Below are 26,555 nucleotides of genomic sequence, written 5' to 3'. Positions count from 1 at the left end.
TGTCCAAGCGTGTGCCCGTTGCGACCAATTTCAATCCAATCCGGCCAACACACGCAAGCAAACACGCGCTGATAAACTCGCGCATTCCCGACGCTTCCCGTGTAAGCCCCATGCACCTCAGCCTGCTCAAGACCAAGATCCACCGCGCCACCGTCACCCACGCGGAACTGAACTACGAAGGCTCGATCGCCATCGACGGCCTCCTGCTCGACGCCAGCGGCATCCGCGAATTCGAACAGGTGCACATCTGGGACGTCACCAATGGCGCACGCTTCTCCACCTACGCCATCCGCGCCGACGAAGGCAGCGGCATCATTTCGCTCAACGGCGGCGCCGCCCGCCACGTGCAGATTGGCGACCTGATCATCATCGCCGCCTTCGCCGGCATGAGTGAAGCAGAGGCGGACGCGTTCCAGCCCAAGCTGATCTACGTCGATGCGGCCAACCGCATCACCCACACCAACTCCAGCATCCCCAAGCAGGCCGCATGAACAACGCCCCGGGTTTTGACGCACTGCAGTCCCACGCCACGCGCCTGCGCGGCCAGTCCCTGCCGGCCTTGATTGCGCAGGACCCGGCGCGTGCGCGCGACTTCGCCCTGCGCGAAGGCGCGCTGTACTTCAATTTCGCCCGCCAGGCATACGACCGCTCGGCGCTGGAATCCCTGATTGGCCTGGCGCAGGCACGCGATCTGGCCGGCGCTTACCAGCGCCTGTTCGACGGCGAGCAAGTCAACGTCACCGAAGGCCGCGCCGCGCTGCATACCGCCTTGCGCGGTGATCTGTCGACGTCCGCCACCGCTCGCGCCGCGCATGCGCAGGCACTGGAAGTGCAACAGCGCATGGCCGCGCTGATCGCGCAACTGGAAGCCAGCAACGTCACCGATATCGTCAGCGTCGGCATCGGCGGTTCCGATCTGGGCCCGCGGCTGGTGGCCGACGCCCTGCGCGGCCCGCTGCCCGGTCGCTTCCGCGTGCACTTCCTGTCCAACGTCGACGGCGCGGCGGCGCAACGCGTGCTGGCGCCGCTGGATCCCTCGCGTACCGCGGCCATCCTGATCTCCAAGACCTTCGGCACCCAGGAAACCCTGCTCAACGGCGGCATCCTCCGCGACTGGCTCGGCGGCAGCGATCGCCTGTACGCGGTGAGCGCCAATCCGGAACGCGCTGCGGCCGCGTTCTCGATCGATGCCGCACGCGTGCTGCCGATGTGGGACTGGGTGGGCGGACGCTATTCGCTGTGGTCGGCAGTGGGATTGCCGATCGCGCTGGCCATCGGCATGGACGGCTTCCTGGGTCTGCTGGCCGGTGCCGCCGCCTTTGACGCGCATGCCTTGAACGCGCCGCTGGCCGACAACATCGCCGTGCGTCATGCCCTGACCGCCATCTGGAACCGCAATGCGCTCGGCCATGCCGCGCATGGCGTGATGACCTACGACCAGCGCCTGGCCTTGCTGCCGGCGTACCTGCAGCAACTGGTGATGGAAAGCCTGGGCAAGTCGGTACGCCTGGATGGCAGCGCCGTCGGCGTGGACACCGTGCCGGTCTGGTGGGGCGGGGCAGGCACCGATGTGCAGCACAGCTTCTTCCAGGCCCTGCACCAGGGCACCGGCATCGTGCCGCTGGATTTCGTCGGCACCGTGCGCAATGACGATCCGTACGCGGAAAACCATCTGGCGCTGATGTCCAACCTGCTGGCGCAGACCGAAGCGCTGGCCAACGGCCAAGGCAGCGCGGATCCGCATCGCGCCTACGCCGGCGGCCGTCCGAGCACGATGATCCTGCTCGATGCGCTGACGCCGCATTCTTTGGGTGGATTGATCGCCATGTACGAACACAGCGTGTATGCGCAGTCGGTGCTGTGGGGCATCAACGCCTTTGATCAATTTGGCGTGGAGCTGGGCAAGCAGCTGGCCAATGGCTTGTTGCCTGCGCTCAAGGGTGAAGTGGCGGCGACGGATCCGGTGACCCAGGTGTTGCTCGAAGAGCTCCGCGCGCGTAAATGACGCAACCCCTCCTACAATTTCTCCTGCCTCGCGCGTTGCTCGTGCTGGGCGATCGCCCAGGCGACGTGTTCGCGAACGATGTCTGATGGGTCATCGCGACGCGAGGCCAAGGCTGCCTGCACCTCTGGCGTCGTCGGCGCATTCCCCAGCGCCACCGCGATATTTCGCAACCAACGCTCGTGGCCGCTGCGGCGGATCGCCGAGCCTTCGGTGCGGCGCAGGAACTCCGCTTCGTCCCAGGCGAACAGCTGCGGCAGGGTCGCGGTATCCAGGTCATTGCGTGCGCGGAAATCCGGCTCGTCAGTGCGCTGGGCGAACTTGTTCCAGGGGCACACCAGCTGGCAGTCGTCGCAGCCGAAGATGCGGTTGCCGATGGGCACGCGCAGCTCTTCCGGAATCGATCCGGCATGCTCGATGGTCAGGTAGCTGATGCAGCGGCGCGCATCCAGTCGATACGGCGCGGTGATCGCCTGGGTGGGACAGATGTCGATGCAACGCGTGCAGGTGCCGCAGTGCGCACTGGCAGGCGCATCCACCGGCAGCGGCAGGTCGACGTAGATCTCGCCGAGGAAAAACCACGAGCCGCCGTCCTTGTCGATCAGGCAGGTGTGCTTGCCAATCCAGCCCAGGCCGGCATTGCGTGCAAGCGCGCGTTCCAGCACCGGCGCCGAATCGACGAAAACGCGGTGGCCGAACGCACCCACTTCCTGCTGCAGGCGATCGGCGAGCTTCTGCAGGCGGTTGCGCATCAGCTTGTGGTAATCGCGCCCAAGCGCGTAGCGCGCCACGTAGGCGCGGCTGCCATCGGCCAAGGTCTGCCAGGCTTCGTCGCCGTCGTTGCGGCCGTAATCCAGGCCCACTGAAATGACCCGCAGCGTGCCAGGCAGCAACTCATGCGGACGGCTGCGCAGATCGCCATGCCGCGCCATCCAGTCCATCGATCCGTACAGCCCCTGGGTCAGCCAGTCGCGCAGGTGATCTTCGTCCGCGCCCAACTCGATGTCGGCGATGCCGCAGCGCTGGAAGCCGAATTCGGCCGCCAATGCGCGCACCCGCGCGGCGAGCGCGGTGTAGTCGATGGTGGTGGCGAGGGCGGGGGACATGCGGGAAGTATAGAATCCGCCGCATGTCCGGCAGCTTTCCCTTGTACGACACCCTGGCCGCGCGCGGCCTGGATGAGCGCGCCACCGCGCTGGTGGGCGGTGACGCCTTCGAGCTGATGCAGCGCGCCGGCCAGGCGGCCTGGCGCCATCTGCTGGAATCCTGGCCTCACGCGCAACGCATCGTCGTGATCTGCGGGCCCGGCAACAATGGCGGCGATGGCTACGTGCTGGCGCGTGCGGCCCTGCGTTCCGGACGACGGGTGAGCGTGGTGCATCTGCGCGAGCACGTGCCGCGCACGCCATCGGCACAGCGCGCCTGCACCGAATACGTGTCGGCGGGAGGCCATGTCGATCTTTTCGAAGACACCCTGCCGGCGGCGGATCTGCTGGTGGATGCCTTGTTCGGCATCGGCCTGTCGCGTGCGCCGGATGCGGCCACCGCACGCCTGATCGGCGCACTCAATCAGCAGACCGTGCCGGTGCTGGCGCTCGACGTGCCCAGCGGGGTGGACGCGGATCGCGGCCAGGTGCCCGGCGCCGCCGTGCTGGCCACGCGCACCTTGCAGTTCATCGCCGAACATCCGGGCCTGCGCACCGGCGCGGCGCTGGAGTACACCGGCGCGTGCATGCTCGATGATCTGGATGTGCCGCTGGAAGCCTTCGAATTCATCGCGCCCTCCGCCCATGGTTTGCGCCACGAAGCCCTCGCGCGCTGGTTGCTGCCGCGTCGACGCAACACCCACAAGGGCGAATCCGGGCGGGTGCTGTGCATCGGTGGCGACCATGGCAGCGGCGGCGCGATTGCGCTCTGCGCAGAAGCCGCATTGCGCGCCGGATGTGGCTTGCTGCGCGTGGCCACGCGCAGCGATCACGTCGCGCCGATTCTGGCGCGGCGTCCGGAAGCGATGGTGCGCGCGGTCGAATCCGGCGCGGATCTCGAACCCTGGCTGACCCAGAGCGACGTGATTGCAGTGGGGCCCGGCCTGGGTCAGGGCGAGTGGGGGCGTGCGCTGTTCGCACTGGCGCTGCGTGGCAGGCACCGCTTCGTGATCGACGCCGATGGCCTGAACCTGTTGGCCGAATCCAGCGCCGTCGACGTCAGTGGCGCCATCCTCACGCCGCATCCCGGTGAAGCCGCGCGCCTGCTGGGCGTGGACACACAGGATGTGCAGCAGGATCGCTACACCGCCGCACAGGCGCTGGCCAAACAGTTTGATGCGGTGGTGGTGCTCAAGGGCGCCGGCACGATCATCGCCGCGCCCGGTCAGACGCCCAGCGTGATCGACGCAGGCAATCCCGGCATGGCGGTTGGCGGAATGGGCGACGTGCTCACCGGCGTGATCGCTTCGTTGTTGGCGCAAGGTCTGCCGGCGTATGAAGCCGCCTGCGCGGGCGCCTTGCTGCACGCCCTGGCCGGTGACGCCGCCGCGCGCGAGGGCGAACGAGGATTGCTGCCGTCGGATCTGTTGCCGCTGCTGCGCAGGCTGGCCAATCCGTAACGCTCATCCGTCTAGAATGCCGCCATGGACGTGCTGAATTTTTCCCTGCCCGACAGCGATGCCACCGATGCCCTTGGCGCGGCGATGGCGCATACGCGTCCCGCGCGTGCGGTAGTGCATCTGCAAGGCGACCTTGGCGCAGGCAAATCCACGCTGGCACGCGCGCTCTTGCGCGCACTGGATGTGCAGGGCGCGATCCGCAGTCCTACCTACACCCTGGTCGAGCGTTATCCGATTCGCGATGGCGAAGCCTGGCATCTGGATCTGTATCGCATCGGCGACAGCGGCGAACTCGATTTCCTCGGCCTGGACGAAGACAGCGCCACGTTGTGGCTGGTCGAATGGCCGGAGCGCGGCGGCGCGCACCTGCCGGCGCGGGACCTGCTGGTGCGGCTGGAGGTGGTCGGTGCTGGCCGGGAAGCCACGCTGCAGGCCTTCAGCGAGGCTGGACAAGCCTGGTTGCGGGCGCTGGCTACCCGGCCGGTGGAGGCTGGAGCGGCGATCCCCTGATCGCCATTTGCCGGGATCACCTGTCTCCCCGGTGTAGGAAGATCCGCCAGGTCACGGATAAATAAGGGGATCCTTATTGCAATCCTGGCCGGTTGGTGCTTGAATCCGCCGCATGAGCCTGCGGAATGCCCCCCTCCGACCGCTGTTTGCCGCCTGCGTGGCGGGCGCGCTGGCGTCGGCGTGCGCGTTTTCCGCGCTGGCGGGCGAAGTCAGCCAGGTCGAAGTCAGCACCGGCGCCACCGGCACTCGCGCGGAAATCCAGCTGCAGGGCAAGGGCGAGTTCAAGACCCTGAGCCTGCATGGCCCCGAGCGCCTGGTGGTGGACCTGCCCGCATCCTCGGCCGCACGCGGCCTGAAGATGCCTGCGGCCAGCGGTATCGTCACCGCAGTGCGTACCGGCCAACCCAGCCCGGGCACGCTGCGCATCGTGTTTGATCTGGCCGCGCCGATCACCGCGTTGAAGCCGCGGGTGGAAGCGCAGGCCAGTGGCGCGCGTCTGGTCATTGAATGGCCGGGCGATGCGCCCGCAGGCAGCACGGCCAGTCGCACCCCGGCGACCGCGAGCCCCTCATCCGAATCAGCCAGCACCAGCGCGACTCAAGCGCGCGCGCCTGCCTCTGCCAACACGGCGACGGCAAGCCCAGCCGCCACCAATGCGCCGGCGACCGCCAGCGTCGATCCCGCCGAAGCCGCGCGCGCCACCGCCGCACTGACCAACCGTGTGGTCAGCCAGGCGGCGCAACCGACCGCGCAACCCGCTGCCAGCCCTACGGCTGCGCCGGCAAACGCTAGCGGCGCCACGGCCCTGGCCATCCTCAACGGACAAGCGACCAGCGCCGCCGCACCGGCCGCTGTCGCGACGGCGCCCGGCAGCACCGGAGTCACACCTGCGGGCGTGCCCTATACCGTGGCCACCGGCAAACCTGCGGCCAGCGAATCCACCGAACCCGCGCCGGCCACCACCCCGCGCGTGGCCATGCAGAGCGGCATGCGTCCGCTGATCGTGGCCATCGATCCCGGCCATGGTGGACAGGATTCCGGTGCGATTGGCCAGGACGGCACCTACGAAAAAAATGTGGTGCTGGCGATTGCGCGCGAACTGGCCAAACAGATCAACGCCACGCCCGGCATGAAGGCCTATCTGACCCGCGACAGTGACGTGTTCATTCCGCTGCCGCAGCGCGCCCGCCGCGCGCGTTCGGCCAATGCGGACATCTTCGTGTCGATCCACGCAGACGCCGCGGAAAACCGCGGTGCGCGCGGGTCCTCGGTGTACGTGCTGTCACTCAAAGGCGCCTCGTCGCAGCGCGCCCGCTGGCTGGCCGACAAGGAAAACGCCTCCGACCTGATCGGCGGCGTGCCACTGCAGAAGGTCGACAACACCCTCTCCTCGGTGCTGCTGGACCTGGCGCAGAGCGGCCATATGCGGGCCTCGGAAGATGCGGCCAACCACGTGCTGGATGGACTCAAGCGCGTGGGCAACAACCACAAGCCGAACATCGAACGCGCCAACTTCGCGGTGCTGCGCACCTCGGACATGCCGGCCATGCTGGTGGAGACGGCCTTCATCTCCAATCCGGAAGAAGAGCGCCGCCTCAAGGACCCGGCCTACCAGCGCAAGGTGGCCGCGGCCGTGCTGGATGGCGTCAACACCTACTTCACCCGCCAGCCGCCGCCCGGCACGCTGTTCGCCGCGCGTGCCCGCGCTGAAGCCGAAGCCCGCGACCTTGCCGCCAATGGCGGAGCCGCGCCGTAACTTGCTGCGCAAGTTACCCCAAAGTTTGCTTTGCAAACTTCGGGCCCCGGCTATGTGCCTCCATACCCCCATTCGCGGCTGCGCCGCGAATCGCCCCCCCTAACTAAGGGGGCTGGTTCTTGCTCGGTGGGCTCCCCAACGTGGGAGACGTTATTATCGCGACAGTCATTCCTTTGCGACCCTTGTCGATCTTCCGTGCCGATTCGCCCGCTGCCCGACACCTTGATCAACCAGATTGCCGCGGGCGAGGTAGTGGAACGGCCGGCGTCGGTGGTCAAGGAACTGGTGGAGAATGCGCTCGATGCCGGCGCGCGGCGAGTGGACATCGATCTGGAAGAGGGCGGCATCCGCCTGATCCGGATCCGCGATGACGGTTGCGGCATCGCCGCCGAAGAGTTGCCGCTGGCGCTGTCACGGCATGCCACCAGCAAAATCGCCTCGCTGGATGATCTGGAAGCGGTAGCCACCTTGGGATTCCGTGGTGAAGCCTTGCCCTCGATCGCCTCGATCAGTCGCTTCTCGTTGAGCTCGCGCCGCGCCACCGATGCGCATGGCGCGGTGCTGCGCGTGGATGGCGGCAAGGCGGCGGCCGTGGCGCCGGCGGCGCATGCCATCGGCACCACGGTGGAAGTGCGTGACCTGTTCTACAACGTGCCGGCGCGGCGCAAGTTCCTGCGCGCGCCGCGCACCGAACTGGGTCATATCGAAGAGTGGTTGCGCTCGCTGGCGCTGGCGCGCCCGCGTATCGATCTGCGGCTGGCGGTGGATGGCAAGCCCGCACGCCGCTATCGGGCCGAAGCCGACAACCCGGGCGCGCGCGTGGCCGAGGCGCTGGGGCCGGAGTTCTTCGGCCAGTCGTTGCGCATCGAACACAGCGCCAGTGGCCTGCATCTGCACGGCTGGATTGGCGCGCCGCCGTATTCGCGCGCGCTGGGCGATCAGCAGTATCTCTACGTCAATGGCCGCGCCGTGCGCGATCGCCATCTCGGCCATGCCGCCAAGAGCGCCTACAAGGAGGTGCTCTTCCATGGCCGGCAGCCGGCTTACGTGCTGTTCCTGGAACTGGATCCGCTGCGGGTGGACGTGAACGTGCATCCGGCCAAGCACGAAGTGCGGTTTCGCGATGCGCGCCTGATTTACGACTTCGTGCTGGGCGCCTTGCGCGAAGCCCTGGCCGACAGCCGCGCGCAGCACGCCGCGGCCATGGCGATGCCACGCGATCTGCACGCTCACGGCGGCCACGCGTTGCCTGCATTGTCGCCGGGCCGAGTGGAGGACACCCGCGCCTTCTATGTGGCCCTGTACGGCGAGGCCAGCGTCAGTGCGGGGTTACCGGCGCCGCATCCGCCGCGTGCGGACGAATCGCTGCCCCCGCTCGGCCACGCCTTGGCGATCCTGCATGCGCGTTACCTGCTGGCGCAGGATGCCCGCGGCCTGCTCGCCATCGATCTGCACGAGGCGCATCGTCGCGCCAGCCTGCTGCGCCTGCGCACCGCGCATGCCGGCGTCGGCCTGAGCCCACAACCGCTGCTGTTGCCTTTGCCGTTGCGGGTGGATGGCGAACGCGCCGCACGCGCGCAAGCCATGGTCAGCCGGCTGGCCGCCGTCGCGGTGGTGCTGGAGCGCACCGGCGACCAGGAGGTGCAGCTGCGACAGGTACCGGCGTTGCTGATTGACGCCGATCTGCCTGCGCTGATCGATGCGCTGCTGGCACTGCCCGAAGACGCGCCCGAGCAGGCACTATTGCAGACCCTGGCCACGCACCTGCCGCTGCCGCAGCGCGCACTGACGGTGGCCGAAATGAACGCCTGGCTGCGCGATATCGAGCGCAGCGATGCCGACGCGGCCGGGGACGCCGCGCTGGTGCGGCGATGGACCTTGAACGAAATGGATGGGGCAGGCGGATGAGTCGAGCGACAACATCGAGCAGGCGGAAACAGACCACGCTGGCGGTGCTGCTGGTAAGCATCGCCGCGGTACTGGCCGGCTGCGGGCAGGACGACAACAAGCACGCGGAGCAGAAGCCGGCACTGGATCCGGCGTTCCTGGTCGCGCAGAACGACTGGCGCGCGCAACGGCGCGATGATCTGCTGCGGCCGGATGGCTGGACCAGCCTGGTCGGGCTGCACCAGATCCAGCTCAAGGCGCATTACGTCGGCACCGGCCCCGGCAGCGGCATCCGCCTGGCGGTGGGGCCGGACAAGCTCGGCATGATCACCGATGGCGTGGGCCATGTGCGCTTCACTCCGGAAAAGGGTGTGCCAGTGACCTTCAATGGCGAGCCGCTGACCAAGGCGATCGATCTGGCCGATGATCGCCAGCCGACGCCCGGCGTGATTGGCTTCGACGAGGGCAAGGGCCTGCTCAGCGTGATTGAGCGCGGCGATCGCCACTATCTGCGGGTCAAGCATGCCGATGCGCCCAGCCGCCTGCAGTTCACCGGCATCGGCTATTGGGACGCTGACCCGAGCTGGCAGGTGCAGGCCCGTTACATTCCGCATCCGGCCGGCAAGACCTTGCCGATCATGGATATCATCAGCGTGGTCACGCCGTCGCCCAATCCGGGCGCGGTGGAGTTCGAGCGCGACGGCAAGACCTACCGGCTCGAAGCGCTGGGCGAACCCGGCGGCGAGTTGTTCTTCGTGCTGGCCGATCGCACCAGCGGTCACGGCAGCTATCCGGCCGGGCGCTTCCTGGATGCGCCGGCGCCGGTCGATGGCAAGGTGACGCTGGATTTCAACCAGGCCTACAACCCGCCGTGCGCGTTCACGCCGTTCGCCACCTGTCCTTTGCCGCCGCCGGAAAACCGGCTGGACCTGGCCATCACCGCCGGCGAGAAACAATACCTCCCGCCCAAGCAGAAGAAATCCTGAGGAGCCGTTGCCGATGAGCCACACCTGGAAGTGTCGAGTCGCAGGCATGCTGCTGGTCGCGTTGGCCGTGCCGGCCTTCGCACAGGTTCCTGCCGCCAAGGCGGCTGCCACGCAGGCGAAGGCCGCGCAGGCGCAGCAGGCGGCATACGTGCCTCCGGTGCCGTTGCTGTGGAAGGTGTCCGATGCCGACAACGCGGTCTATCTGCTCGGCTCGTTCCACATGCTGCGCGCCACCGACTATCCGTTGTCCAAGGAAGCCGAAGCCGCCTTTGCCGACGCCAGCTCGCTGATGCTGGAAATCTCGCCCGAGGAAGCCGAATCGCCCGAGTTGCGCAAGGCGATAATGGAAGCGGCATTGCGCCGTGACGGCAGCAGCCTGGCCAACGAACTGGGCACCGACACCTGGACGCAGTTGCAGGCCTGGGGTCAACGCAATGCCATGCCGCCCGAAGCACTGTCGATGTTCGAAACCTGGTTCGTCGGCCTGACCATCAGCCTGGTGGAAATGAGCAAGCAGGGCCTGGACCCGAAACTGGGCCTGGATCAGCACTTCATGGACAAGGCGCGCAAGGCCGGCAAGCCTGCGATGGGCCTGGAAAAGGCGGCGGAGCAGATTGGCCTGCTCGACGGCATGGATGCGCAGGAACAGCGCCAGCTGGTCAAGCAGTCGCTGGAGGAAGCGGACAAGGGCCCGGAATACACCGAACGCCTGCACCGCGCCTGGCGCAACGGCGATGCCGATTTCATCTGGCGCGAAACGGCGTTGGAACTCAAGCGTGAATTCCCGCGCCTGTATCAACGCATCAACGTGGATCGCAACAACCACTGGCTGCCGCAGATCGAGCAACGGCTCAAACAACCGGGCCGCGACAACACCCTGGTGGTGGTCGGCGCGTTGCATCTGCTCGGCAGCGATGGCGTGGTGGAAAAGCTGCGCGCCAAGGGATACAAGGTCGAGCGCCTCTGCTCGACCTGCAAGCCCTGAGTCATGAGCCAGGACCCCGCCCGGATCTACCGAGCTTCGGTAGACGCGCTCAACCGGCGCGACTGGGCGGGGGCCTTGCGGCTGGCGCAGCCGCTGTCGGCCGCTTTTCCGCAACATGCCGGCGTGCACTTCGTCGCCGGCGTGGCGGCGCTGCAACTGCGGCGCATGGACGCTGCGCACGCACACCTGGCGCAGGCGACCCGACTCAATCCCGAACGCGCCGACTACGCCGCCCAATTCGCCCGCCTGCTCGCCACCATCCATCGCCAACGCGAAGCCGTGGCCGAAGCTGATCGCGCACTGGCGTTGAGCAACGGCCAGCCTGATGACCCGATGGTGCTCGACATCCTCGGCGTCATCTACACCCAGGCACACGAAGCCGAACGCGCCGCACAAGCCTTCCAACGCGGCGTCGCCAGCCTGCCCAACGAACCGCGCCTGCGCTTCAACCTCGCCGCGACCCTGACCTTCGTTGGCGACGTCGAAGGCGCCGAGCGCGAATACGAAGCCTGCCTGCGCCTGCAGCCGCGCTACTGGAAGGCCTACCTGTCGCTCTCGCAACTGCGCCGGCAGACACCGGCCGACAACCATGTGGCGCGCTGGCAGAACGCACTCGCGCAGATCGGCAATGACGTCGAAGGCGCCTTGTGCGTGAACATGGCGCTGGAGAAGGAGTTCGATGATCTCGGCGACCCGCGCCAGGCATTCGCACACCTGAGCCAGGGCAAGGCGGCGTGGCGCACCCGCCTCAATTACGACAGTGCGCGGGACGCGGCGATGTTCCAGGCCGTGATCGATCAATTCCCCGAGCCGCCGCCCGACACCGACGGCAGCGATTCGGCCGAGCCGATATTCGTCTTCGGCCTGCCGCGCACCGGCACCACGCTGGTGGATCGCATCCTGTCCTCGCACGGCAGCGTGCACTCGGCCGGCGAGTTGAACCATTTCGCCGTGGCCGTGCAGGCGCAAGCCGGCCTGCGCGCGCGTTCGCTGCACGAGGTGCTGCTGCAACTGCGCGGACGCAGCATCGACTGGCGCGCACTCGGCCAGGCTTACCTGGCCAGCACCCGGCCCGGCACCGGCCACACCCCGCACTTCGTCGACAAACTGCCGCACAACTTCCTCTACGCCGGCTTCATTGCGCGTGTGTTTCCAAACGCGCGGATGATCTGCCTGCGCCGGGATCCGATGGACAGCTGCTTCAACAATTTCCGCCAGCTGTTCAACCTGGAATCGCCCAACTACGACTACTCCTTCGACCTGCTCGACTGCGGTCGCTACTACCTGCAGTTCGACCGCCTCATGGCGCACTGGCGACGCGCCCTGCCCGGGCGGATTCTCGAAGTCGCGTACGAGGACATCGTCGAAGCACAGGAAGCCACGACCCGCCAGCTGCTCGCCTTCTGCGGACTGCCCTGGGACGACGCCTGCCTGGCCTTCGAACGCAACACCGCACCCGTGGCCACCGCGAGCGCGGTGCAGGTGCGCTCACCGATTTACCGCAGCTCACTGCACAGATGGAAACGCTACGAAGAACACCTGCAGGCACTCAAGGACCTGTTGCAGGCCGGTGGCATCGAGCTATGGAACAGCCCGTGATGTCAGGTCGGGGCGTGCCAGGGCAGGCTCCATCTCGATGCAATCCACCGGACACGCCGGCACGCACAACTCGCAGCCCGTACACAGCGCATCAATCACCACATGCATGTGCTTGGCCCCGCCGATGATCGCATCCACCGGACAGGCCTGGATGCACTTGGTGCACCCGATGCAATCCGCTTCCACCACCACCGCCACCATCGGCGGCTTGTGCAGCCCGCGCGATCGGTCATAGGCCAGCACCGGCGTACCGAGCACACGCGCCAACGCGCGCGCACCCTCATCACCTCCCGGTGGACAATGGTCCGTGGCGGCTTCACCGCGCGCCATCGCCTCCGCATAGGGCCGACAGCCGTCATAGCCGCATTGCCCGCATTGGGTCTGCGGCAGCAAGCGATCCAGGCGTTCGACGAGGGGCAGGGTGCCGGTGGCCATCGCGCTGGATCGATCAATCACGCGCCGCGATCAGCGAACCGGCATGCCGGGCAGGGCGCTGGCGTCGGCATCCAGCAGCGCCAGCGCGCCGCCGTCGAAACCCGCCGACAGGATCATCCCCTCGCTCAGACCGAAACGCATCTTGCGCGGCGCCAGATTGGCGATGAACACCACCTTGCGACCGACCAGCGTTTCCGGCTCGCCATAGCTGGCGCGGATGCCGGAAAAAATCTGCCGCTTGCCCAACTCGCCGGCATCCAGTTCAAAGCGCAGCAGCTTGTCCGAGCCTTCGACGAACTCGCACACCAGCACCTGGCCGATACGCAGATCCAGCTTGGCGAAGTCGGCGATGTCGATGTACTCGCTGGCGCCCGCGTCCGACTTCGCTTCGGCCTTCGCTTCGGTCTTGACCGGCTTGGCAGCCGTTGCCGGCGTGACGGCGGTGGGTGCGGATTGCAGGGTGTCTTTCGAGGCGTCGGTCATGGCGTCAATCAGTTTCGGGTCGATGCGGGTGAACAAGGCGGAATAGGCGGTGATGTCGATGCTCTGGAACGAGGCGTGCGCACCGATCTTCGCGAACGGCAGTGTCTGCTCGCCCAGCGACAGGAAAGCCAGCGCCTTGCGCGTGGTGACCGGCAGGATGGGCTGCAGCGCAATCGAGATGTCGCGGAACATGCTCAGCGCGGCAAACAGCACGATGCCCAGATCGGCAGCGCGCTCGGGATCCTTGGCCAGCGCCCAGGGGGCGGTGCGCGCGACGAATTCGTTGGCGCTGTCGGCCGCGGCCATCACTTCGCGGCAGACGCGGCCAAAGTCGTTCTGCTCATAGTGCTTGACCGCACGCTGCAGTTGCGCGGCGACGGCGACCAGGGTGGCGATGGCGTCGCCTTCCATGCTGGCTTCGCCCGGCGGCGGCAGGTTCTCGCTCGCCGCAGCCACGGTAGCGGCGATGAGCTGCTGTTGTTGCGGCGTGATGCTCAAGCGGCCGCCGAAATTCTTGCTGGCGATACCGGCACACCGGCTTGCGAGGTTGACGTACTTGCCCACCAGATCCGCATTGACGCGGGCGATGAAGTCGCCCAGGTTCAAATCCAGATCGTCCACGCCGCCCGAGGACTTGGCCGCGTAGTAGTAACGCAGTGCTTCCGGCTCCAGGCCCACGTCCAGGAAGGTCCGCGCCATCACGAAGGTGCCGCGCGACTTGGACATCTTGGCGCCGTCCACGGTCAGGTAGCCATTGACGTGCAGGCGCGTCGGCGCGCGATGGCCGCTGCCGTGCAGCACCGCCGGCCAGAACAGACCATGGAAGTTGACGATGTCCTTGCCGATGAAATGGTGCAGCTCGGCGTCGCTGCCGGCGCGCAGGTAGGCGTCGAAATCGATGCCCTCGCGCTCGCACAGGATCTTGAAGCTGCTCAGGTAACCGATCGGCGCATCCAGCCAGACGTAGAAATACTTGCCGGGCTGGCCGGGGATTTCGAAACCGAAGTAGGGCGCGTCACGCGAGATGTCCCAGGCGCGCAGGCCACCTTCGGCATCCAGCCACTCCATCAGCTTGGCCTTGACGCCGGGCAGCGCCACGTCGCCGGCCAGCCAGCCGCGCAGGAAGCCTTCGAACTGGCCGACTTCGAAGAAGAAATGCTCGGAGTCGCGCATCTCCGGGGTGGTGTTGGACAGCACCGAGCGCGGCTCTTTCAGGTCGGTGGGTGCGTAGGTGGCGCCGCACACTTCGCAGTTGTCGCCGTATTGGTCCGGCGTGCCGCAATTGGGGCAGGTGCCCTTGATGTAGCGGTCGGGCAGGAACATGCCCTTGGCGGCATCATAGAACTGCGCCACGTTGCGGCGACCGATGTGGCCGTTCTTCTCCAGCGCGGTATAGAAGGCCTCGGTCAGCGCGCGATTGGTCGGCGAGTGGGTCGAGTCGTAATGATCGAAGGCTACGCCGAAGGCGGCGAAGTCGCGCTCGTGGCTGGCCTGGGTGCCGGCGATGAAGGCTTCCGGACTGACTCCGGCCTTCTCCGCCGCCAGCATGATCGGCGTGCCGTGGGTGTCATCCGCGCAGACGAAATGGACGGTACGGCCGGCCAGGCGGCGGGCGCGTACCCAGATATCGGCCTGGATGTAGCCCACCAGATGACCCAGGTGCAGCGGGCCGTTGGCGTAGGGCAGGGCGGTGGTGACAAGCGCGGGGTGATTCATGGCAGACCGACTGCGGAAAGACCGGGGATTATCGCATGTGCCAAAAACAAAGCCCCGCGGCGTGGTCCACGCCGCGGGGCTGGTCTGGCACCGGAGGGCGCTGCGCGCTTTATTCCTTCTGCCAGGTCTGCGCGCGGCAGATGAAGGCGATGCAGCCGGACACGTCCAGCTTCTGGCCACCGGCCTGCAGTTCCATCTTCGACTTGTAGGTCTTGCCGTTGGCCGGATCCAGGATGGTGCCGCCGGCCCATTCGTTGGCGCCGTCGGCCTTCAGGCCCCACAGGATCACCATGCCCTTGACCGGCTTGTTCTTGCGCTCGCCATCGCACTTGTCGCAGACCGGATTGGGGCCGCGATCCGAGCTCAGCACTTCCACGACCTTGCCGGCCAGCGAGCCATTGGTGGTGGGGTAGATCTCGACGATAGATTTGACCTTGCCGGTCTTGTCATCGATGGTTTTCCAGCGACCCACCGCAGCATCGGCGGCGGACGCCCCCAGCGAAGCGGCCAGCAGCGGCAGGGCCAGCAGGGCGGTGGTCAGAATCTTGCGCATGTTCCCCTCCCAGGGAGTTTGATTGAATCCGGGCAGGCCCGGGAATGTGATCTTTATACCGCATCCGCTGGAGTATGGAAGGGAGGGGAAGCGTGGCTTCAGCGGCCGGCCTGCATCCGCGCCACCAGCTGACCGGCGATCACCGGATAGCTGAAACGTTGCTCGACAAAGGCGCGGCCGGCGACCGCCATGGCCGCGCGGGCGGCCGGGTCGCACAACGCCAGGATGCCGCGCTTCCAGGCGCGCGCATCGCCCGGCGGCAACAGCAGCCCGCTGCTGCCGGGGATCAGGGTTTCGGGCACCCCGCCGATGTCACTGCCCAGCACCGGGATGCCGCAGGCCTGCGCTTCGATCGATACGCGGCCGAAGGTCTCCGGCGCCAGCGAGGGAAAGGCCAGCATCGAGAAGGCGCTGTAGTAGCGCTCGGTATCGTCGACCAGGCCGGTGAAGCGGTGGCGATCCGCATGCGGCAGGAAGGCGGCGGCCGAGCGCAGCTCACCGCCGCCGTCTTCGCCCACCCACAGGCAATGCACGCGCGGATCGCGCGCCATCGCCAGGGCCGAAGCCTCCAGCAACGTGTAGATGCCCTTGCTGCGCATCCGCCCGCAGTAACCGACGACGATTGCGTCCTGCGGAATATCCAGCTCCGCCAGCACCTGGGCGCGCACCTGTTCGGCATGTTGGAAGCGCCTCACATCCACCGGGTTGTGCAGCACCTGCACGCACTGGGCATCCATGCCGTGGTCGGCATACACAGCACGCGCATAGTGCGAGACCGCGAAATACGAATGCGCCAGCCGCGGCAGCCAGCGGCTGGACAGCGGATTGAGTGCGGTCACGCTGTGGCGGAACAGCGCCACCGGCACCTTGGCCATCCGCCCGGCCAGCACCAACGGCCAGTAGTCCTTGCCGAAATTGCCAATCAAGGCATCAGGCCTGAAGTCGCGGATGGCGCGGTGCAGGCGCGCATGTGCACAGGGATCGATCACATTGCGGAAGCGTCGCCGATGCAGCGGCACGTTGGCACGGGCCAGTTCCGCTGCGATGAAGCCACGCGGATCCACCATCGCTTCCACGCCATGGCCCTGTTCCTGCAGCGCCTGCGCCAGCGCGGTGAAATGCACTTCCGCACCGCCGTGATCCGGCGAGGAACCCACAAACAGGAACTTCATGGGCTATGCCTCAGCTTCGACCGGCTTCGTAATCGGTCAGCACGCGCAAGGCGAAGCTGGGCAACAGGTGGCGATAGCTCACCGGCACGCGCGGCAGCCGCCAGGCGTCATCGCCGCCACGGGCGCGTCCGCGACGGGTGGTGGTGGCGGCGGCGAATCCGGCCGCCTTCACCCGCGCCACCACGCGATCATCGACGTCGCCGTAGGGGTAGCAGAACTGGGTAATCGCACTGCCCAGCAGATCCTGCAGCAGCTCGCGGCCACCGAGGATTTCCTCATCCAGCTGCGCATCGCTGCAGCGGGTCAGATGCGGATGGCGCCGGGTATGCGCGCCCACTTCCATTCCGGCTTCCTGCCAGTGACGCAACTGGGCGATCGTCATCAGCGGCTTGTGCACGCGCAGCAGGCTGGCATCCCAGGTGTTGAAGCGGCCGACCGCGTCGCTGACCACGTAGCAGGTGGCGCTGAAGCCGTGCGCCTGCAGCACGGGCAGTGCGTGTTGCAGGTTGTCGCGGTAACCGTCGTCGAGCGTGATCACCGCCACCCGGCCGTGCAGATCGCCACGCAGGTAGGGCATGGCCCGATCCATCGACATGCCCTGGTAGCCCAGGCGCCGCAGCAGCCACATCTGTCGTGCGAACGAGGATGGCTGCACGTACAGACTGCGGTGCGAGCGCAGCTCGCGCGGTGGCCGCGCGATGTTGTGGTACATCAGGATCGGAATGGCCGTAGCGGGAGGCGTATCGGCGTTGCGCGGCGCGGACATGGACGATGACGGGCGGGAGGAAAGGTCCGCGATGGTCGAATCGCCACGCCGGCCTGACCATGAACCTGCCGCGCGCGTTGTGAGTCGATTTCACAGTCGAACGGCTGAAATCCGCTTGCATTCGGATCCGTGCCTGCATCCGTCATGGCAGGACGGCAGGGCCCGTGCCCATTACGAAACTTGATGAAGTTGAAATGTGAGGTAGTGCCGGGCCGCGATGCCCGCCCCGGCAAGCGCGCCGGGCAGCGGACTGCGCAAAAAGAAACCCCGCCTTGCGGCGGGGTTTCGTCACACTTCGATGGCTTGCCGACCGGGCTTACTGGCCGAACTTGTAGCGCGCTTCCACGAAGAACGAACGACCGTAGGCGTTGTACACATTGCTGTTGTACGGCTCGCTTTCGGTGCCGGGAAAGTTGCTGGCCTGGTTTTCCGGGGTCTTGTCCAGCACGTTGTTGACCATGAAGGAGAACTCCAGGTTGTCCAACGCCGCGTAGTTCACGCTCATGTTGTAGGTGATGTATGGCGCCCACCAGCCGGCCTTGGCGCCCGCGCTGTTGACGAAGTCGAAGCTGCGACCGGTGTAGGCCTGGTAGTTGGGCGTCTTGCCCAGGCGGTTGGCGTAGACGGTGGTGGTCCACTTGTCCTTGGCCCAGGCCACCGACAGGTCCGCACGGGTCTTCGCATACGCGTCGTAGACCCACATGTAGTACGGATCGCGCAGCAGATCGATTTCCGGATCGCCCGGCAGCGGGGTCACGGTGTGGTCCAGCGTGTTGGTGTAGTTGCCGGCGAACGACAGGCTGCCGAAGCTGCCCACGTCCACCATGTAGTTCACGCTGGCGGTGATCGCGCGCAGCTTCTGCTTGGCCACGTTGACCTTGGGCGTGTAGATGCTTTCAATCGCACCGTTGGTGTCACGCGTAATCCAGCTCAGCGCGTTCTGGCAGCTCGGCGAACCGGCATCCAGTTGGCCGCTGTTGCAGTAGTACTCCAGCAGCGACAACTGGTCGGCGCTCTGCAGGTCGACTTCGTTGCGGATGTCCCACGAGAAGTAGTCCAGCGACATCGACAGGTTGCGGGTCGGCGCCCACACCGCGCCCACGTTCCAGACATCGGCGGTGATCGGCTCCAGATCCGGATTGCCCGACTGCGTGCCGAAGAACTGCTCGGAGTCGTAGTCGCACTGGTCGGTATTGCCGGGCAGGAAGCCAGCATCGGCGCAACGGGTGTAGTCGGTGACCGAGTCGTAGTAGCCGCTGATGCCCTGGAAGGTGTCGGACAGGGTCGGTGCGCGGAAGGCCGTGCCGTACTTGCCGCGCAGCAGCAGGCTTTCGACCGGGCGGTATTCCAGGCCGATGCTGTAGGTCGGCTTGTCGACCGTATTGCCATAGGCGTCGAAGGCGTCATAGCGGCCGGACAGCGTGACCGTCAGCGGTTCCCACACCGGCAGGCGCAGTTCGCTGGTCACCGCATAGCGCGTGCGATGGCCGGCGCCGCTGACCGAGGTGGTGCCCCAGACTTCCGATTCCAGCGTGACCGGGTCGGGGATCAGGCGCGGATCCGGCGAGTAGTCCCAGCCCTGGTTGCCGCCTTCCACCACCACCGCCAGGCCGGCGTCGCCGCCCGGCAGGGTGAACAACGCGCTGTTGGTGAACTGCGCGCGCAGCATGTTGTCCCAGGTCTTGCTCTTGGTGTTGGTGAAGCCGGAGAAGCTGGCGAAATCGGCCGGGCTGATCGGCTGGTAGAACGCCGCATAGTCCGGACGGAAGGTCGGGAAGGCGCCATACACCGGATCCGGACCCAGATCCGGGCCCAGCACGTGCTCTTCGAAGTAGGCGTTGATCGGATCGTTCCAGCGCGCCCAGCTGCGTTCCTTCAGGCGGTACTCGGTGCGGCTTGCGCTCAGGTCGTAATCCCACGCGCCCCAGGTGCCCTTGCCACCGAAGGTGATGGAGTAGGAGTCGCTCTTGTCGGTGCTGTTGATGTCGCGGAAGCCCTGGCCACCCACGTCTTCCGGGGCGAAGCCGCGCTGCAGGTTCACCAGCGCGTCCAGATCCGGATCGTAGTAGTAGCCGTACTTGGCGCTGGTGCCCCACCAGGTGTAGCCGGCACCGACGTTGTACTCGGTTTCCTCGTGGCTGTAGAGCAGGTCGCCGTACAGCTGGAAGGTGTCGCTCACGTCAAAGGTGGCGTGGGTGTAAACCTGTGCCGCGTCCTTGCCGTTGGCGATGGTGCGGTAACCCGGGCTCAGGAACGAACCGCAGTACTGGCCAAAGCCGGCACGCTCGCGCAGGCCGGTGCTGCCGCCGAATTGACCGGTGGTGTTGGCGCAGTTGTTGGGATCGGCGAACACATAGCCGTAGTTGTCCGGATTGGCAAAGCCTTCGGCGGCGAAGTTGCTGTAGCCGTTGACCAGGAAGTCGCGGCCGGCCACCGGCGCCGAGTAGCCGTGGGTGTTGTACTGCTTGGTCAGATCCCGCTGGTAACCCCAGATAGGATCCTTGGTCTCGGCCTGGATGCCGGCCAGCACATTCAGGCGACCGTCCATGCCGACGAAACCCTTGGCCAGGCTGACGCGGAAGCTGTCGCCGCCGCCATCGCTGGTGGCGCCGCCGCGCACGCTGAGCGCGCCGCCTTCCATGTTCTTCTTCAGGATGATGTTGATGACGCCGGCGATGGCGTCCGAGCCGTACAGCGAGGACTGTCCACCGGGCAGGATTTCAATCCGCTCGACCAGATCGATCGGAATGCCGCTGATGTTGTTGAAGGTGTCGCTGCCGTTGTACAGGGCCGGATAGTTGGCCATCGGCCGACCATCGATCAGGTACTTGGTATAGCCCGGATCCAGGCCGAACATGCTGACCGTCTCGGCGCCCTGGGTGAACGAGGCCGAGCTCTGGCCGCCCTGCACGCCGCCAGTGGAGAACGAGGACTTCTGCAGCACATCGGCGACGCTGGTGAAACCGCGCGCCTTGATGTCTTCGGCCGAAATGGTGGTGACCGGAGTGAAGTTCTCCAGCTGGGTCTTGGGGATCAGGGAACCGGTGACGGTCACCTTGTCCAGATTCGTGGCGTCTTCGGCGGGGGCCGGGGCGGCGTCCTGGGCGAACGCGGCGGGGGCCAACAACGCGGCCATCAGCGAGACCGCCAGGCGGCTCCGCTTGAGAGTATTGACGTGCATGGGGTACTTCCTGGAAACAGTGTTTTGGCGCGGTCGGAGCGCTGTTCCTTCAGCACGGCCGCATGGCTTTGCATCCGTGAAACGTGAAATTAACATGCGTTTAACTGAACTCGTAATTGACGTTACTAAACAGGGCCAATAGGGTCAGCCAGGATTCAAGAATGTGTTGGTTTCGTTTGCAACTGACTGCTGTGCAAGGGATTTCCGCTTCGCTGGACCAGCGGGGCAGACGCAATCTCCAGGGCTCCGCGTCGCCCAGGACGGCGCCTTCATCGCCGACAGCACGTGCCAACGCTGTGTCTTGAACTCACCTTCGTGGCTGATCCACATCAAAGGCCCGGTGGCGACATCGCCTAAACTGGCGCCCTTGCGCATGTAGTCCGCGCGTTTCGTCTTCCGCCTAAAGCCCCCATGCAAGCCACTTTCCCCAGCGGGCGCGTGCCCGCCCATGCCGTGCAAGGCACGCTTTCCCCGTCACCCCGCGTCCGCAATGTCATCGCCGTCGGTTCCGGCAAGGGCGGGGTGGGCAAATCCACCACCGCGGTCAACCTGGCCCTGGCCCTGCACGCCGAAGGCGCGCGCGTAGGCCTGCTCGATGCCGACGTCTACGGCCCCAGCATTCCTGCCATGCTCGGCCTGTCCGGCCGCCCGGACAGCCCCGACAACAAGTCCATCGAACCCATGCGCGCCTTTGGCGTGGAAGCGATGTCGATCGGCCTGCTGGTGGACCAGGACACGCCGATGATCTGGCGCGGGCCGATGGCCACCTCGGCGGTGATGCAGTTGTTCAACGACACCCTGTGGGGTGATCTGGATTACCTGCTGATCGATCTTCCCCCGGGCACCGGCGACATCCAGCTGACCCTGGCGCAGAAGATTCCGGTCGCCGGCGCGGTCATCGTCACCACCCCGCAGGACATCGCCACGCTGGATGCGCGCAAGGCGCTGAAGATGTTCGAGAAGGTGGAAGTGCCGGTGCTGGGTGTGATCGAGAACATGGCCGTACATACCTGCTCGAACTGCGGCCACAGCGAACACCTGTTCGGCCAGGGCGGCGGCGAACGCATGGCCGCCCAATACGGCGTGGCCCTGCTCGGCGCGCTGCCGCTGGACATCGCCATCCGCGAACAGGGCGACGCCGGCCAGCCAGTGGTGGTGGCGGCGCCGGAATCGGCTGCGGCCCAGGCCTATCGCGCCGCGGCGCGCGCGCTGGCGGTGGAACTGGACAAGCGTCCGCGCGCCAAGTCCTCGATTCTTTCGTCCCTGCTGTGAAGCCCCGCCGCGTCCGGCCCGGTTCCGGGCAGGGCGCGCGCACCCCTACAATACGTCTTTCGGCCGCACCGGCCCTCCAGGAACCCTGCATGAGCATCAAGAGCGACCGTTGGATTCGACGCATGTCCGAGCAGCACGGCATGATTGAGCCGTTCGAGCCCGGGCAGGTCAAATCCGTCAACGGCGAGCGCATCGTCAGCTACGGCACCTCCAGCTACGGCTACGACGTGCGCTGCTCGCGCGAGTTCAAGGTGTTCACCAACATCAACTCGACGATTGTCGATCCCAAGCATTTCGATCCGGGCAGCTTTGTCGACATCGAATCCGATGTCTGCATCATCCCGCCCAACTCGTTTGCGCTGGCGCGCACGGTGGAATACTTCCGCATCCCGCGCGACACCCTGGTGGTCTGCCTGGGCAAGAGCACCTACGCGCGCTGCGGCATCATCGTCAACGTGACCCCGCTCGAGCCGGAGTGGGAAGGCCACGTGACCCTGGAATTCAGCAACACCACGCCGCTGCCGGCGCGCATCTACGCCAACGAAGGCGTGGCGCAGATGCTGTTCTTCCAGTCCGATGAAGTCTGCGAAACCTCGTACAAGGATCGCGGCGGCAAATACCAGGGACAGACCGGCGTTACGCTGCCCAAGACCTGAGTCCGGCGGCGCGGTTGCCCTCATCCGCCCCTGCGGGGCACCTTCCCCCGCAAGCGGGGGAAGGGACTAGCTCCCTTCCGCTCGTGGAAGCCAAGCTTTGCTCCTTCCCCTGCTTGCGGGGGAAGGCTGGGGTGGGGGCAAGACGCTCGCGATAGCCCAACAGAAAAACCGCCAGACCCTTCAGCGCAACGCGATCCGCCAGCGCTCGACTTCTTGGGCCAGCGCCTCACCATCAAACCGCTGCGCACTCCCCGCGCCCCACACAGGTCCCGGCCAGGAAGCATCACCTGCATGCCGGCCGACCAGATGCACATGCAGTTGCCGCACGATGTTGCCGAGCGCGCCGATGTTGAGTTTTTCCACGCCGGCCTGCGCGCGGATCAAGGCGCCGGCCTGGTTGATCTCCGCCAACAGCAGGCGCTGCTGGCCACCGTCCAGATCCAGCCATTCGCTCACGCCGGCCACGCGCGGCACCAGCACCAGCCAGGGGTAACGACGATCATCCATCAGTCGCACCTGCGACAGCGGGCCGTCGGCGATGAACACACTGTCGGTGGCCAGGCGCGGATCCAGTTCGAAGTCGCCGTGGCTCATCGCAACTGCTCCGCGAAGAATTCCAGGCTGCGCGACAAGGCCAGCTTCGCACTCTCGGCATCGTAGATGTCCGGGCTGACATCGCGATTGAACGCGTGTCCGCTGGGGTAGGTGTAGACGGGAGCATCCGGCAGCTTGTCGCGATGCAGCTGCACCACCTCGGGCGGAATCGAAGTGTCGTGATCGCCGAAGTGGAAGATCACCGGCGCCAGCGGTGCGGAACCGGCGGGCATCGCTTCCAGGAAAGGCTTGTTGCGCGCGCCGTAGTAGCTGACGCTGGGCAGGCCCAGCTTGAGCGCCGACAGGAAGGCCACCGAGCCGCCCCAGCAGTAGCCCACGACGCCGACCTTGCCGGCCGAGGCCAGCTCGAGCGCCGCGGTCGAGACCACGTCCAGCGCCGCATCCAGCCCGATTGTGTTGACCAGTTCGCGGCCGCGATCATGGGCGGATTTGTCGTAGGGCAGTTCAGTGCCCGGTTCCAACAAATCGAAAAAGGCCGGCGCCAGCACCGCATAGCCGGCCTCGGCATAGCGGTCCGCCACCGAGCGGATGTGCGGGTTGACCCCGAAAATTTCCTGGACCACCACCAGGCCGCCGCGCGGCGCGCCCTCCGGCAGGGCCTGCCACGCCTGGACGCTGCCGCGTGCGGTATGCAGATCAATCCACTGGCCCATGGGCGGCGGCTCCTTCAAGTCGGGGACGGGCATTGTCGCCCATCGCCGGACGCCGCACCGTCATGAGCGCGCGCCTGAACGCCCGGGTCAGAGCGGGCCGGAGCGGGAGGGTATAATTCGCGCCCCTCGCCAGCGCCGCGTCTTCGCGCCCAGCCCGCCCCATGTCCCTGCAGAACCCCAAAGTGGGCTTCGTCAGCCTCGGCTGCCCGAAAGCCCTGGTCGACTCCGAACGCATCCTCACCCAGCTGCGCGTGGAGGGCTACGACATCGTGCCCACCTACCAGGATGCCGACGTGGTGGTGGTCAACACCTGCGGCTTCATCGATGCGGCGGTGACCGAATCGCTGGATGCGATTGGTGAAGCGTTGGCGGAAAACGGCAAGGTCATCGTCACCGGCTGCCTGGGCAAGCGTCCCGAGCAGATCCGCGAAGCGCATCCGGAGGTGCTGTCGATCAGCGGCCCGCAGGACTACCAGAGCGTGATGGAAGCGGTGCACACCGCGCTGCCGCCCAAGCACGATCCGTTCCTGGACCTGGTGCCGGACTACGGCCTCAAGCTGACCCCGCGTCACTATGCGTATCTGAAGATTTCCGAAGGCTGCAATCATCGTTGCAGCTTCTGCATCATCCCCTCGATGCGTGGCGACCTGGTCTCGCGCCCGGTCGACGAGGTGTTGCGCGAAGCCGAGCGCCTGGTCAAGGGCGGGGTCAAGGAACTGCTGGTGGTCTCGCAGGACACCTCGGCCTACGGCGTGGACCTGAAGTACGCCGAGCGCACCTGGCGTGACCGGACTTACGCCACCCGCATGAAGGCGTTGTGCGAAGGCCTGTCCGAACTGGGCGCGTGGACACGCCTGCATTACGTCTACCCGTATCCGCACGTGGACGACGTGATTCCGCTGATGGCGGAAGGCAAAATCCTGCCGTACCTGGACATCCCGTTCCAGCACGCCAGCCCGCGCATCCTCAAGCTGATGAAGCGTCCGGGTGCGGTCGACAAGACCCTGGAACGCGTGCAGCGCTGGAAAGCCATGTGCCCGGACCTGACCCTCCGCTCGACCTTCATTGTCGGCTTCCCCGGCGAGACCGAAGCCGAGTTCGAATCGTTGCTCGATTTCCTCGACGAGGCGCAGCTGGATCGCGTCGGCGCCTTTGCCTACTCGCCGGTGGACGGTGCGGCCGCCAATGCACTGCCGGATCCGGTGCCGGAAGAAGTGAAGCAGGAGCGCCTGGCCCGCTTCATGGAAAAGCAGGCGGCGATTTCCGCGGCACGCCTGGAAGCCAAGATCGGCACCGTGCAGCGCTGCCTGGTGGACCTGATCGAAGACGATATCGCGGTGGCTCGCTCGTCGGCCGATGCGCCGGAGATCGATGGCCTGGTGCATATCCAGAATGGCGCCGAAGCAGGGCTCAGGCCGGGCCAGTTCGTCGACGTGGAGATCACCGAGAGTGACGAGCACGACTTGTTTGGCGATGCGGTGATCAAGCAGGCGCTGCCGGTCGTTTAAGAGCGCCCTCATCCGCCCCTGCGGGGCACCTTCCCCCGCAAGCGGGGGAAGGGACATGCGGTTATGCGCTTCCTGGCTCCATCCCGGCAAGCGGGGGAAGGGACATGCGGTGATGCGCTTTTTGGCTCCTTCTCCCGCTTGCGGGGGAAGGTTGGGATGGGGGCAGGACGCTCGCGGGATGCATGCGTCAGCTCGTTTCTGAGACGACCGTCAACGCTTCCGCGTGTCGCGTCGTCGTCGCCTCACTTCGCACTCACTGCCCGACGTGGTATGCAGGGGTCTGATTCCCAGCCCGCAAGGGCCGAGGACGGATTCCCACGATGAGAGTACGCGTTGCGCCTCTGGGTGGCGGCTACCTCGTATACGCCGACGACGATGACGGCCATCCGCCAGCCGCCGACGTCAACGTGATCGAGACCGCAGGCATCCGGGGCAAGACGCTCATCGAATCCGCCATCAAAGGCCCGGGCTACCTCCTGCTCGATCGCCGTTCCGGCTATCACCTGCTGCAGCACGTGGGTGCCATCCATCATTCGCATGCGGTCAGGCATGCACGTTCGCGGATGCCGCCATCGTTGCGCGCACGCATCATGCGCAGCCGGCCGGCGGCAGTGCCGCCCGCAGCGGTGATGCTGGATCTGCACGCAGGTGTGGGCAAACCGGCGGAAGGGGACGCCGGACCGGATGAACCGGAGACCCCCGTCGCGATTCAGTACGCGACGTCGACGACGTAGAAGCGGGTCAAACCGCCCGGCAGCTGTGCTTCGAACTCATCGTCAACGCGTTTCTTCAGCATCGCCCGCGCCAGCGGCGAGTCGATGCTGATCCAGCCTTTGCCGGCATCGGTTTCGTCCGGACCGACGATGCGGTACTTCGCGGTTTCGCCGGTGGCGACATTCTCCACCTCCACGCGCGCACCAAAGAACACCGCTTCCGCATCGCTCGGCGCCGCGTCCACCACCCGCAGCGCTTCCAGCCGCTTGCTCAAGTAGCGCACGCGCCGATCGATTTCGCCCAGCTGCTTCTTGCGATACGTGTACTCGGCGTTCTCGGAGCGATCCCCCTCGGCTGCCGCGGCCGCCAGCGCCTTGACCACGTCCGGACGCCGCACGCGCCACAAATCATCCAGTTCCGCCTTCAGCCGGTCATGCCCCTCGCGGGTGATCAACGCCGTGCTCTTCTCACCCGGGGGACGCCAACGCGACATCAAACGAC

22 protein-coding genes and 1 pseudogene are annotated in these 26,555 nt (G+C 66.4%); 13 read left to right on the top strand and 10 right to left on the bottom strand.

What is annotated here, in order from left to right; all coding sequences use genetic code 11:
• Positions 1 to 110: 110 nt before the first annotated feature.
• Together panD and pgi are read left to right on the top strand one after the other, a co-directional pair.
• Positions 111 to 491 (top strand): aspartate 1-decarboxylase, encoded by a 381-nt coding sequence (panD, locus tag B5X78_RS02055; RefSeq protein WP_079722817.1) that lies wholly within the window; start codon positions 111 to 113, stop codon positions 489 to 491.
• Positions 488 to 2,005 (top strand): glucose-6-phosphate isomerase, encoded by a 1,518-nt coding sequence (pgi, locus tag B5X78_RS02050; protein ID WP_079722816.1) that lies wholly within the window; start codon positions 488 to 490, stop codon positions 2,003 to 2,005. Before panD ends, pgi begins: the two co-directional genes overlap by 4 nt.
• 11 nt (positions 2,006 to 2,016) lie before the next feature.
• Here pgi and queG read toward each other — a convergent pair whose 3' ends face one another.
• The gene (gene queG / locus B5X78_RS02045) at positions 2,017 to 3,108 is read right to left on the bottom strand and encodes a tRNA epoxyqueuosine(34) reductase QueG (protein ID WP_079722815.1); all 1,092 of its coding nucleotides are present in this window, start codon (positions 3,106 to 3,108) and stop codon (positions 2,017 to 2,019) included.
• A 23-nt stretch (positions 3,109 to 3,131) separates the two neighbouring features.
• Between queG and B5X78_RS02040 the strand changes: the two genes are divergently transcribed.
• The 7 genes and pseudogenes from B5X78_RS02040 to B5X78_RS02010 all read left to right on the top strand — a co-directional run bounded on the left by B5X78_RS02040 (position 3,132) and on the right by B5X78_RS02010 (position 12,330).
• The gene (locus tag B5X78_RS02040; RefSeq protein WP_079722814.1) at positions 3,132 to 4,607 is read left to right on the top strand and encodes an NAD(P)H-hydrate dehydratase; all 1,476 of its coding nucleotides are present in this window, start codon (positions 3,132 to 3,134) and stop codon (positions 4,605 to 4,607) included.
• 24 nt (positions 4,608 to 4,631) lie between these two features.
• On the top strand, positions 4,632 to 5,117 hold the full coding sequence (gene tsaE, locus B5X78_RS02035; RefSeq protein ID WP_139381353.1) for a tRNA (adenosine(37)-N6)-threonylcarbamoyltransferase complex ATPase subunit type 1 TsaE: 486 nt from the start codon (positions 4,632 to 4,634) through the stop codon (positions 5,115 to 5,117).
• Positions 5,118 to 5,229: 112 nt separating this feature from the next.
• Positions 5,230 to 6,873: an N-acetylmuramoyl-L-alanine amidase gene (locus B5X78_RS02030; protein ID WP_079722813.1), complete on the top strand. Its 1,644-nt coding sequence runs from the start codon at positions 5,230 to 5,232 to the stop codon at positions 6,871 to 6,873.
• A 195-nt stretch (positions 6,874 to 7,068) separates the two neighbouring features.
• Positions 7,069 to 8,700: pseudogene (mutL, locus tag B5X78_RS02025) on the top strand (DNA mismatch repair endonuclease MutL); the annotation flags it as partial.
• Between the two features lie 77 nt (positions 8,701 to 8,777).
• Positions 8,778 to 9,746: a DUF1684 domain-containing protein gene (locus tag B5X78_RS02020; RefSeq protein ID WP_079722811.1), complete on the top strand. Its 969-nt coding sequence runs from the start codon at positions 8,778 to 8,780 to the stop codon at positions 9,744 to 9,746.
• A 13-nt stretch (positions 9,747 to 9,759) separates the two neighbouring features.
• Positions 9,760 to 10,731, top strand: a complete 972-nt coding sequence (locus tag B5X78_RS02015) for a TraB/GumN family protein (protein WP_139381352.1) — start codon at positions 9,760 to 9,762, stop codon at positions 10,729 to 10,731.
• 3 nt (positions 10,732 to 10,734) lie between these two features.
• On the top strand, positions 10,735 to 12,330 hold the full coding sequence (locus B5X78_RS02010; protein ID WP_079722809.1) for a tetratricopeptide repeat-containing sulfotransferase family protein: 1,596 nt from the start codon (positions 10,735 to 10,737) through the stop codon (positions 12,328 to 12,330).
• On the opposite strand, the gene rnfB is transcribed toward B5X78_RS02010, so the two are convergent.
• The 6 genes from rnfB to B5X78_RS01980 all read right to left on the bottom strand — a co-directional run bounded on the left by rnfB (position 12,313) and on the right by B5X78_RS01980 (position 20,636).
• Positions 12,313 to 12,765: an Rnf electron transport complex subunit RnfB gene (gene rnfB, locus B5X78_RS02005; protein ID WP_079724386.1), complete on the bottom strand. Its 453-nt coding sequence runs from the start codon at positions 12,763 to 12,765 to the stop codon at positions 12,313 to 12,315. The genes B5X78_RS02010 and rnfB overlap by 18 nt on opposite strands.
• Before the next feature lie 30 nt (positions 12,766 to 12,795).
• Positions 12,796 to 14,964, bottom strand: coding sequence for a methionine--tRNA ligase (gene metG / locus B5X78_RS02000; RefSeq protein ID WP_079722808.1), 2,169 nt, complete (start codon positions 14,962 to 14,964; stop codon positions 12,796 to 12,798).
• Between the two features lie 109 nt (positions 14,965 to 15,073).
• The gene (locus tag B5X78_RS01995) at positions 15,074 to 15,517 is read right to left on the bottom strand and encodes a DUF2147 domain-containing protein (RefSeq protein ID WP_079722807.1); all 444 of its coding nucleotides are present in this window, start codon (positions 15,515 to 15,517) and stop codon (positions 15,074 to 15,076) included.
• Positions 15,518 to 15,615: 98 nt separating this feature from the next.
• Positions 15,616 to 16,689: a glycosyltransferase family 4 protein gene (locus B5X78_RS01990; protein WP_079722806.1), complete on the bottom strand. Its 1,074-nt coding sequence runs from the start codon at positions 16,687 to 16,689 to the stop codon at positions 15,616 to 15,618.
• Positions 16,690 to 16,699: 10 nt separating this feature from the next.
• Positions 16,700 to 17,455, bottom strand: coding sequence for a polysaccharide deacetylase family protein (locus tag B5X78_RS01985; protein ID WP_079722805.1), 756 nt, complete (start codon positions 17,453 to 17,455; stop codon positions 16,700 to 16,702).
• 316 nt (positions 17,456 to 17,771) lie between these two features.
• Positions 17,772 to 20,636: a TonB-dependent receptor plug domain-containing protein gene (locus B5X78_RS01980; RefSeq protein ID WP_079722804.1), complete on the bottom strand. Its 2,865-nt coding sequence runs from the start codon at positions 20,634 to 20,636 to the stop codon at positions 17,772 to 17,774.
• 411 nt (positions 20,637 to 21,047) lie between these two features.
• Between B5X78_RS01980 and apbC the strand changes: the two genes are divergently transcribed.
• Positions 21,048 to 21,908, top strand: a complete 861-nt coding sequence (gene apbC / locus B5X78_RS01975; RefSeq protein WP_079722803.1) for an iron-sulfur cluster carrier protein ApbC — start codon at positions 21,048 to 21,050, stop codon at positions 21,906 to 21,908.
• 89 nt (positions 21,909 to 21,997) lie between these two features.
• A complete protein-coding gene (gene dcd, locus B5X78_RS01970; protein ID WP_079722802.1) occupies positions 21,998 to 22,564 on the top strand; it encodes a dCTP deaminase in 567 nt (188 codons plus the stop codon).
• 180 nt (positions 22,565 to 22,744) lie between these two features.
• Here the strand turns inward: dcd and B5X78_RS01965 are convergent, their stop codons facing one another.
• Together B5X78_RS01965 and B5X78_RS01960 are read right to left on the bottom strand one after the other, a co-directional pair.
• Complete coding sequence (locus B5X78_RS01965; RefSeq protein ID WP_079722801.1) at positions 22,745 to 23,158, bottom strand: HIT domain-containing protein; 414 nt, start codon at positions 23,156 to 23,158, stop codon at positions 22,745 to 22,747.
• Positions 23,155 to 23,832, bottom strand: a complete 678-nt coding sequence (locus B5X78_RS01960; RefSeq protein WP_079722800.1) for a dienelactone hydrolase family protein — start codon at positions 23,830 to 23,832, stop codon at positions 23,155 to 23,157. Before B5X78_RS01960 ends, B5X78_RS01965 begins: the two co-directional genes overlap by 4 nt.
• Positions 23,833 to 23,993: 161 nt before the next feature.
• On the opposite strand from B5X78_RS01960, the gene rimO reads away from it, so the two are divergent.
• Positions 23,994 to 25,340, top strand: coding sequence for a 30S ribosomal protein S12 methylthiotransferase RimO (gene rimO, locus B5X78_RS01955; protein ID WP_079722799.1), 1,347 nt, complete (start codon positions 23,994 to 23,996; stop codon positions 25,338 to 25,340).
• Between the two features lie 320 nt (positions 25,341 to 25,660).
• Positions 25,661 to 26,074 carry a hypothetical protein gene (locus B5X78_RS01950; protein WP_079722798.1) on the top strand — a complete coding sequence of 138 codons (414 nt, stop codon included), beginning with the start codon at positions 25,661 to 25,663 and terminating at the stop codon, positions 26,072 to 26,074.
• Here the strand turns inward: B5X78_RS01950 and greB are convergent.
• Positions 26,050 to 26,547: a transcription elongation factor GreB gene (gene greB / locus B5X78_RS01945; protein WP_079722797.1), complete on the bottom strand. Its 498-nt coding sequence runs from the start codon at positions 26,545 to 26,547 to the stop codon at positions 26,050 to 26,052. The genes B5X78_RS01950 and greB overlap by 25 nt on opposite strands.
• Positions 26,548 to 26,555 lie beyond the last annotated feature (8 nt).

The organism is Pseudoxanthomonas indica, from assembly GCF_900167565.1.
Lineage (GTDB): Bacteria > Pseudomonadota > Gammaproteobacteria > Xanthomonadales > Xanthomonadaceae > Pseudoxanthomonas_A > Pseudoxanthomonas_A indica.
Note: the sequence above shows the minus strand (reverse complement) of the source record. Positions and strands in the feature narration are given on the sequence as shown.

What these genes read in the sequence shown, in the direction of transcription:
- B5X78_RS01995 (WP_079722807.1), bottom strand. Translation starts at nt 15,517, where the DNA reads ATGCGCAAGATTCTGACCACCGCCCTGCTGGCCCTGCCGCTGCTGGCC.
- queG (WP_079722815.1), bottom strand. Translation starts at nt 3,108, where the DNA reads ATGTCCCCCGCCCTCGCCACCACCATCGACTACACCGCGCTCGCCGCG.
- B5X78_RS01950 (WP_079722798.1), top strand. Translation starts at nt 25,661, where the DNA reads ATGAGAGTACGCGTTGCGCCTCTGGGTGGCGGCTACCTCGTATACGCC.
- B5X78_RS02030 (WP_079722813.1), top strand. Translation starts at nt 5,230, where the DNA reads ATGAGCCTGCGGAATGCCCCCCTCCGACCGCTGTTTGCCGCCTGCGTG.
- B5X78_RS02020 (WP_079722811.1), top strand. Translation starts at nt 8,778, where the DNA reads ATGAGTCGAGCGACAACATCGAGCAGGCGGAAACAGACCACGCTGGCG.
- greB (WP_079722797.1), bottom strand. Translation starts at nt 26,547, where the DNA reads ATGTCGCGTTGGCGTCCCCCGGGTGAGAAGAGCACGGCGTTGATCACC.
- metG (WP_079722808.1), bottom strand. Translation starts at nt 14,964, where the DNA reads ATGAATCACCCCGCGCTTGTCACCACCGCCCTGCCCTACGCCAACGGC.
- B5X78_RS01985 (WP_079722805.1), bottom strand. Translation starts at nt 17,455, where the DNA reads ATGTCCGCGCCGCGCAACGCCGATACGCCTCCCGCTACGGCCATTCCG.
- B5X78_RS01965 (WP_079722801.1), bottom strand. Translation starts at nt 23,158, where the DNA reads ATGAGCCACGGCGACTTCGAACTGGATCCGCGCCTGGCCACCGACAGT.
- B5X78_RS02015 (WP_139381352.1), top strand. Translation starts at nt 9,760, where the DNA reads ATGAGCCACACCTGGAAGTGTCGAGTCGCAGGCATGCTGCTGGTCGCG.
- B5X78_RS01990 (WP_079722806.1), bottom strand. Translation starts at nt 16,689, where the DNA reads ATGAAGTTCCTGTTTGTGGGTTCCTCGCCGGATCACGGCGGTGCGGAA.
- apbC (WP_079722803.1), top strand. Translation starts at nt 21,048, where the DNA reads ATGCAAGCCACTTTCCCCAGCGGGCGCGTGCCCGCCCATGCCGTGCAA.
- pgi (WP_079722816.1), top strand. Translation starts at nt 488, where the DNA reads ATGAACAACGCCCCGGGTTTTGACGCACTGCAGTCCCACGCCACGCGC.
- tsaE (WP_139381353.1), top strand. Translation starts at nt 4,632, where the DNA reads ATGGACGTGCTGAATTTTTCCCTGCCCGACAGCGATGCCACCGATGCC.
- dcd (WP_079722802.1), top strand. Translation starts at nt 21,998, where the DNA reads ATGAGCATCAAGAGCGACCGTTGGATTCGACGCATGTCCGAGCAGCAC.
- B5X78_RS02010 (WP_079722809.1), top strand. Translation starts at nt 10,735, where the DNA reads ATGAGCCAGGACCCCGCCCGGATCTACCGAGCTTCGGTAGACGCGCTC.
- B5X78_RS02040 (WP_079722814.1), top strand. Translation starts at nt 3,132, where the DNA reads ATGTCCGGCAGCTTTCCCTTGTACGACACCCTGGCCGCGCGCGGCCTG.
- rimO (WP_079722799.1), top strand. Translation starts at nt 23,994, where the DNA reads ATGTCCCTGCAGAACCCCAAAGTGGGCTTCGTCAGCCTCGGCTGCCCG.
- B5X78_RS01980 (WP_079722804.1), bottom strand. Translation starts at nt 20,636, where the DNA reads ATGCACGTCAATACTCTCAAGCGGAGCCGCCTGGCGGTCTCGCTGATG.
- panD (WP_079722817.1), top strand. Translation starts at nt 111, where the DNA reads ATGCACCTCAGCCTGCTCAAGACCAAGATCCACCGCGCCACCGTCACC.
- rnfB (WP_079724386.1), bottom strand. Translation starts at nt 12,765, where the DNA reads ATGGCCACCGGCACCCTGCCCCTCGTCGAACGCCTGGATCGCTTGCTG.
- B5X78_RS01960 (WP_079722800.1), bottom strand. Translation starts at nt 23,832, where the DNA reads ATGGGCCAGTGGATTGATCTGCATACCGCACGCGGCAGCGTCCAGGCG.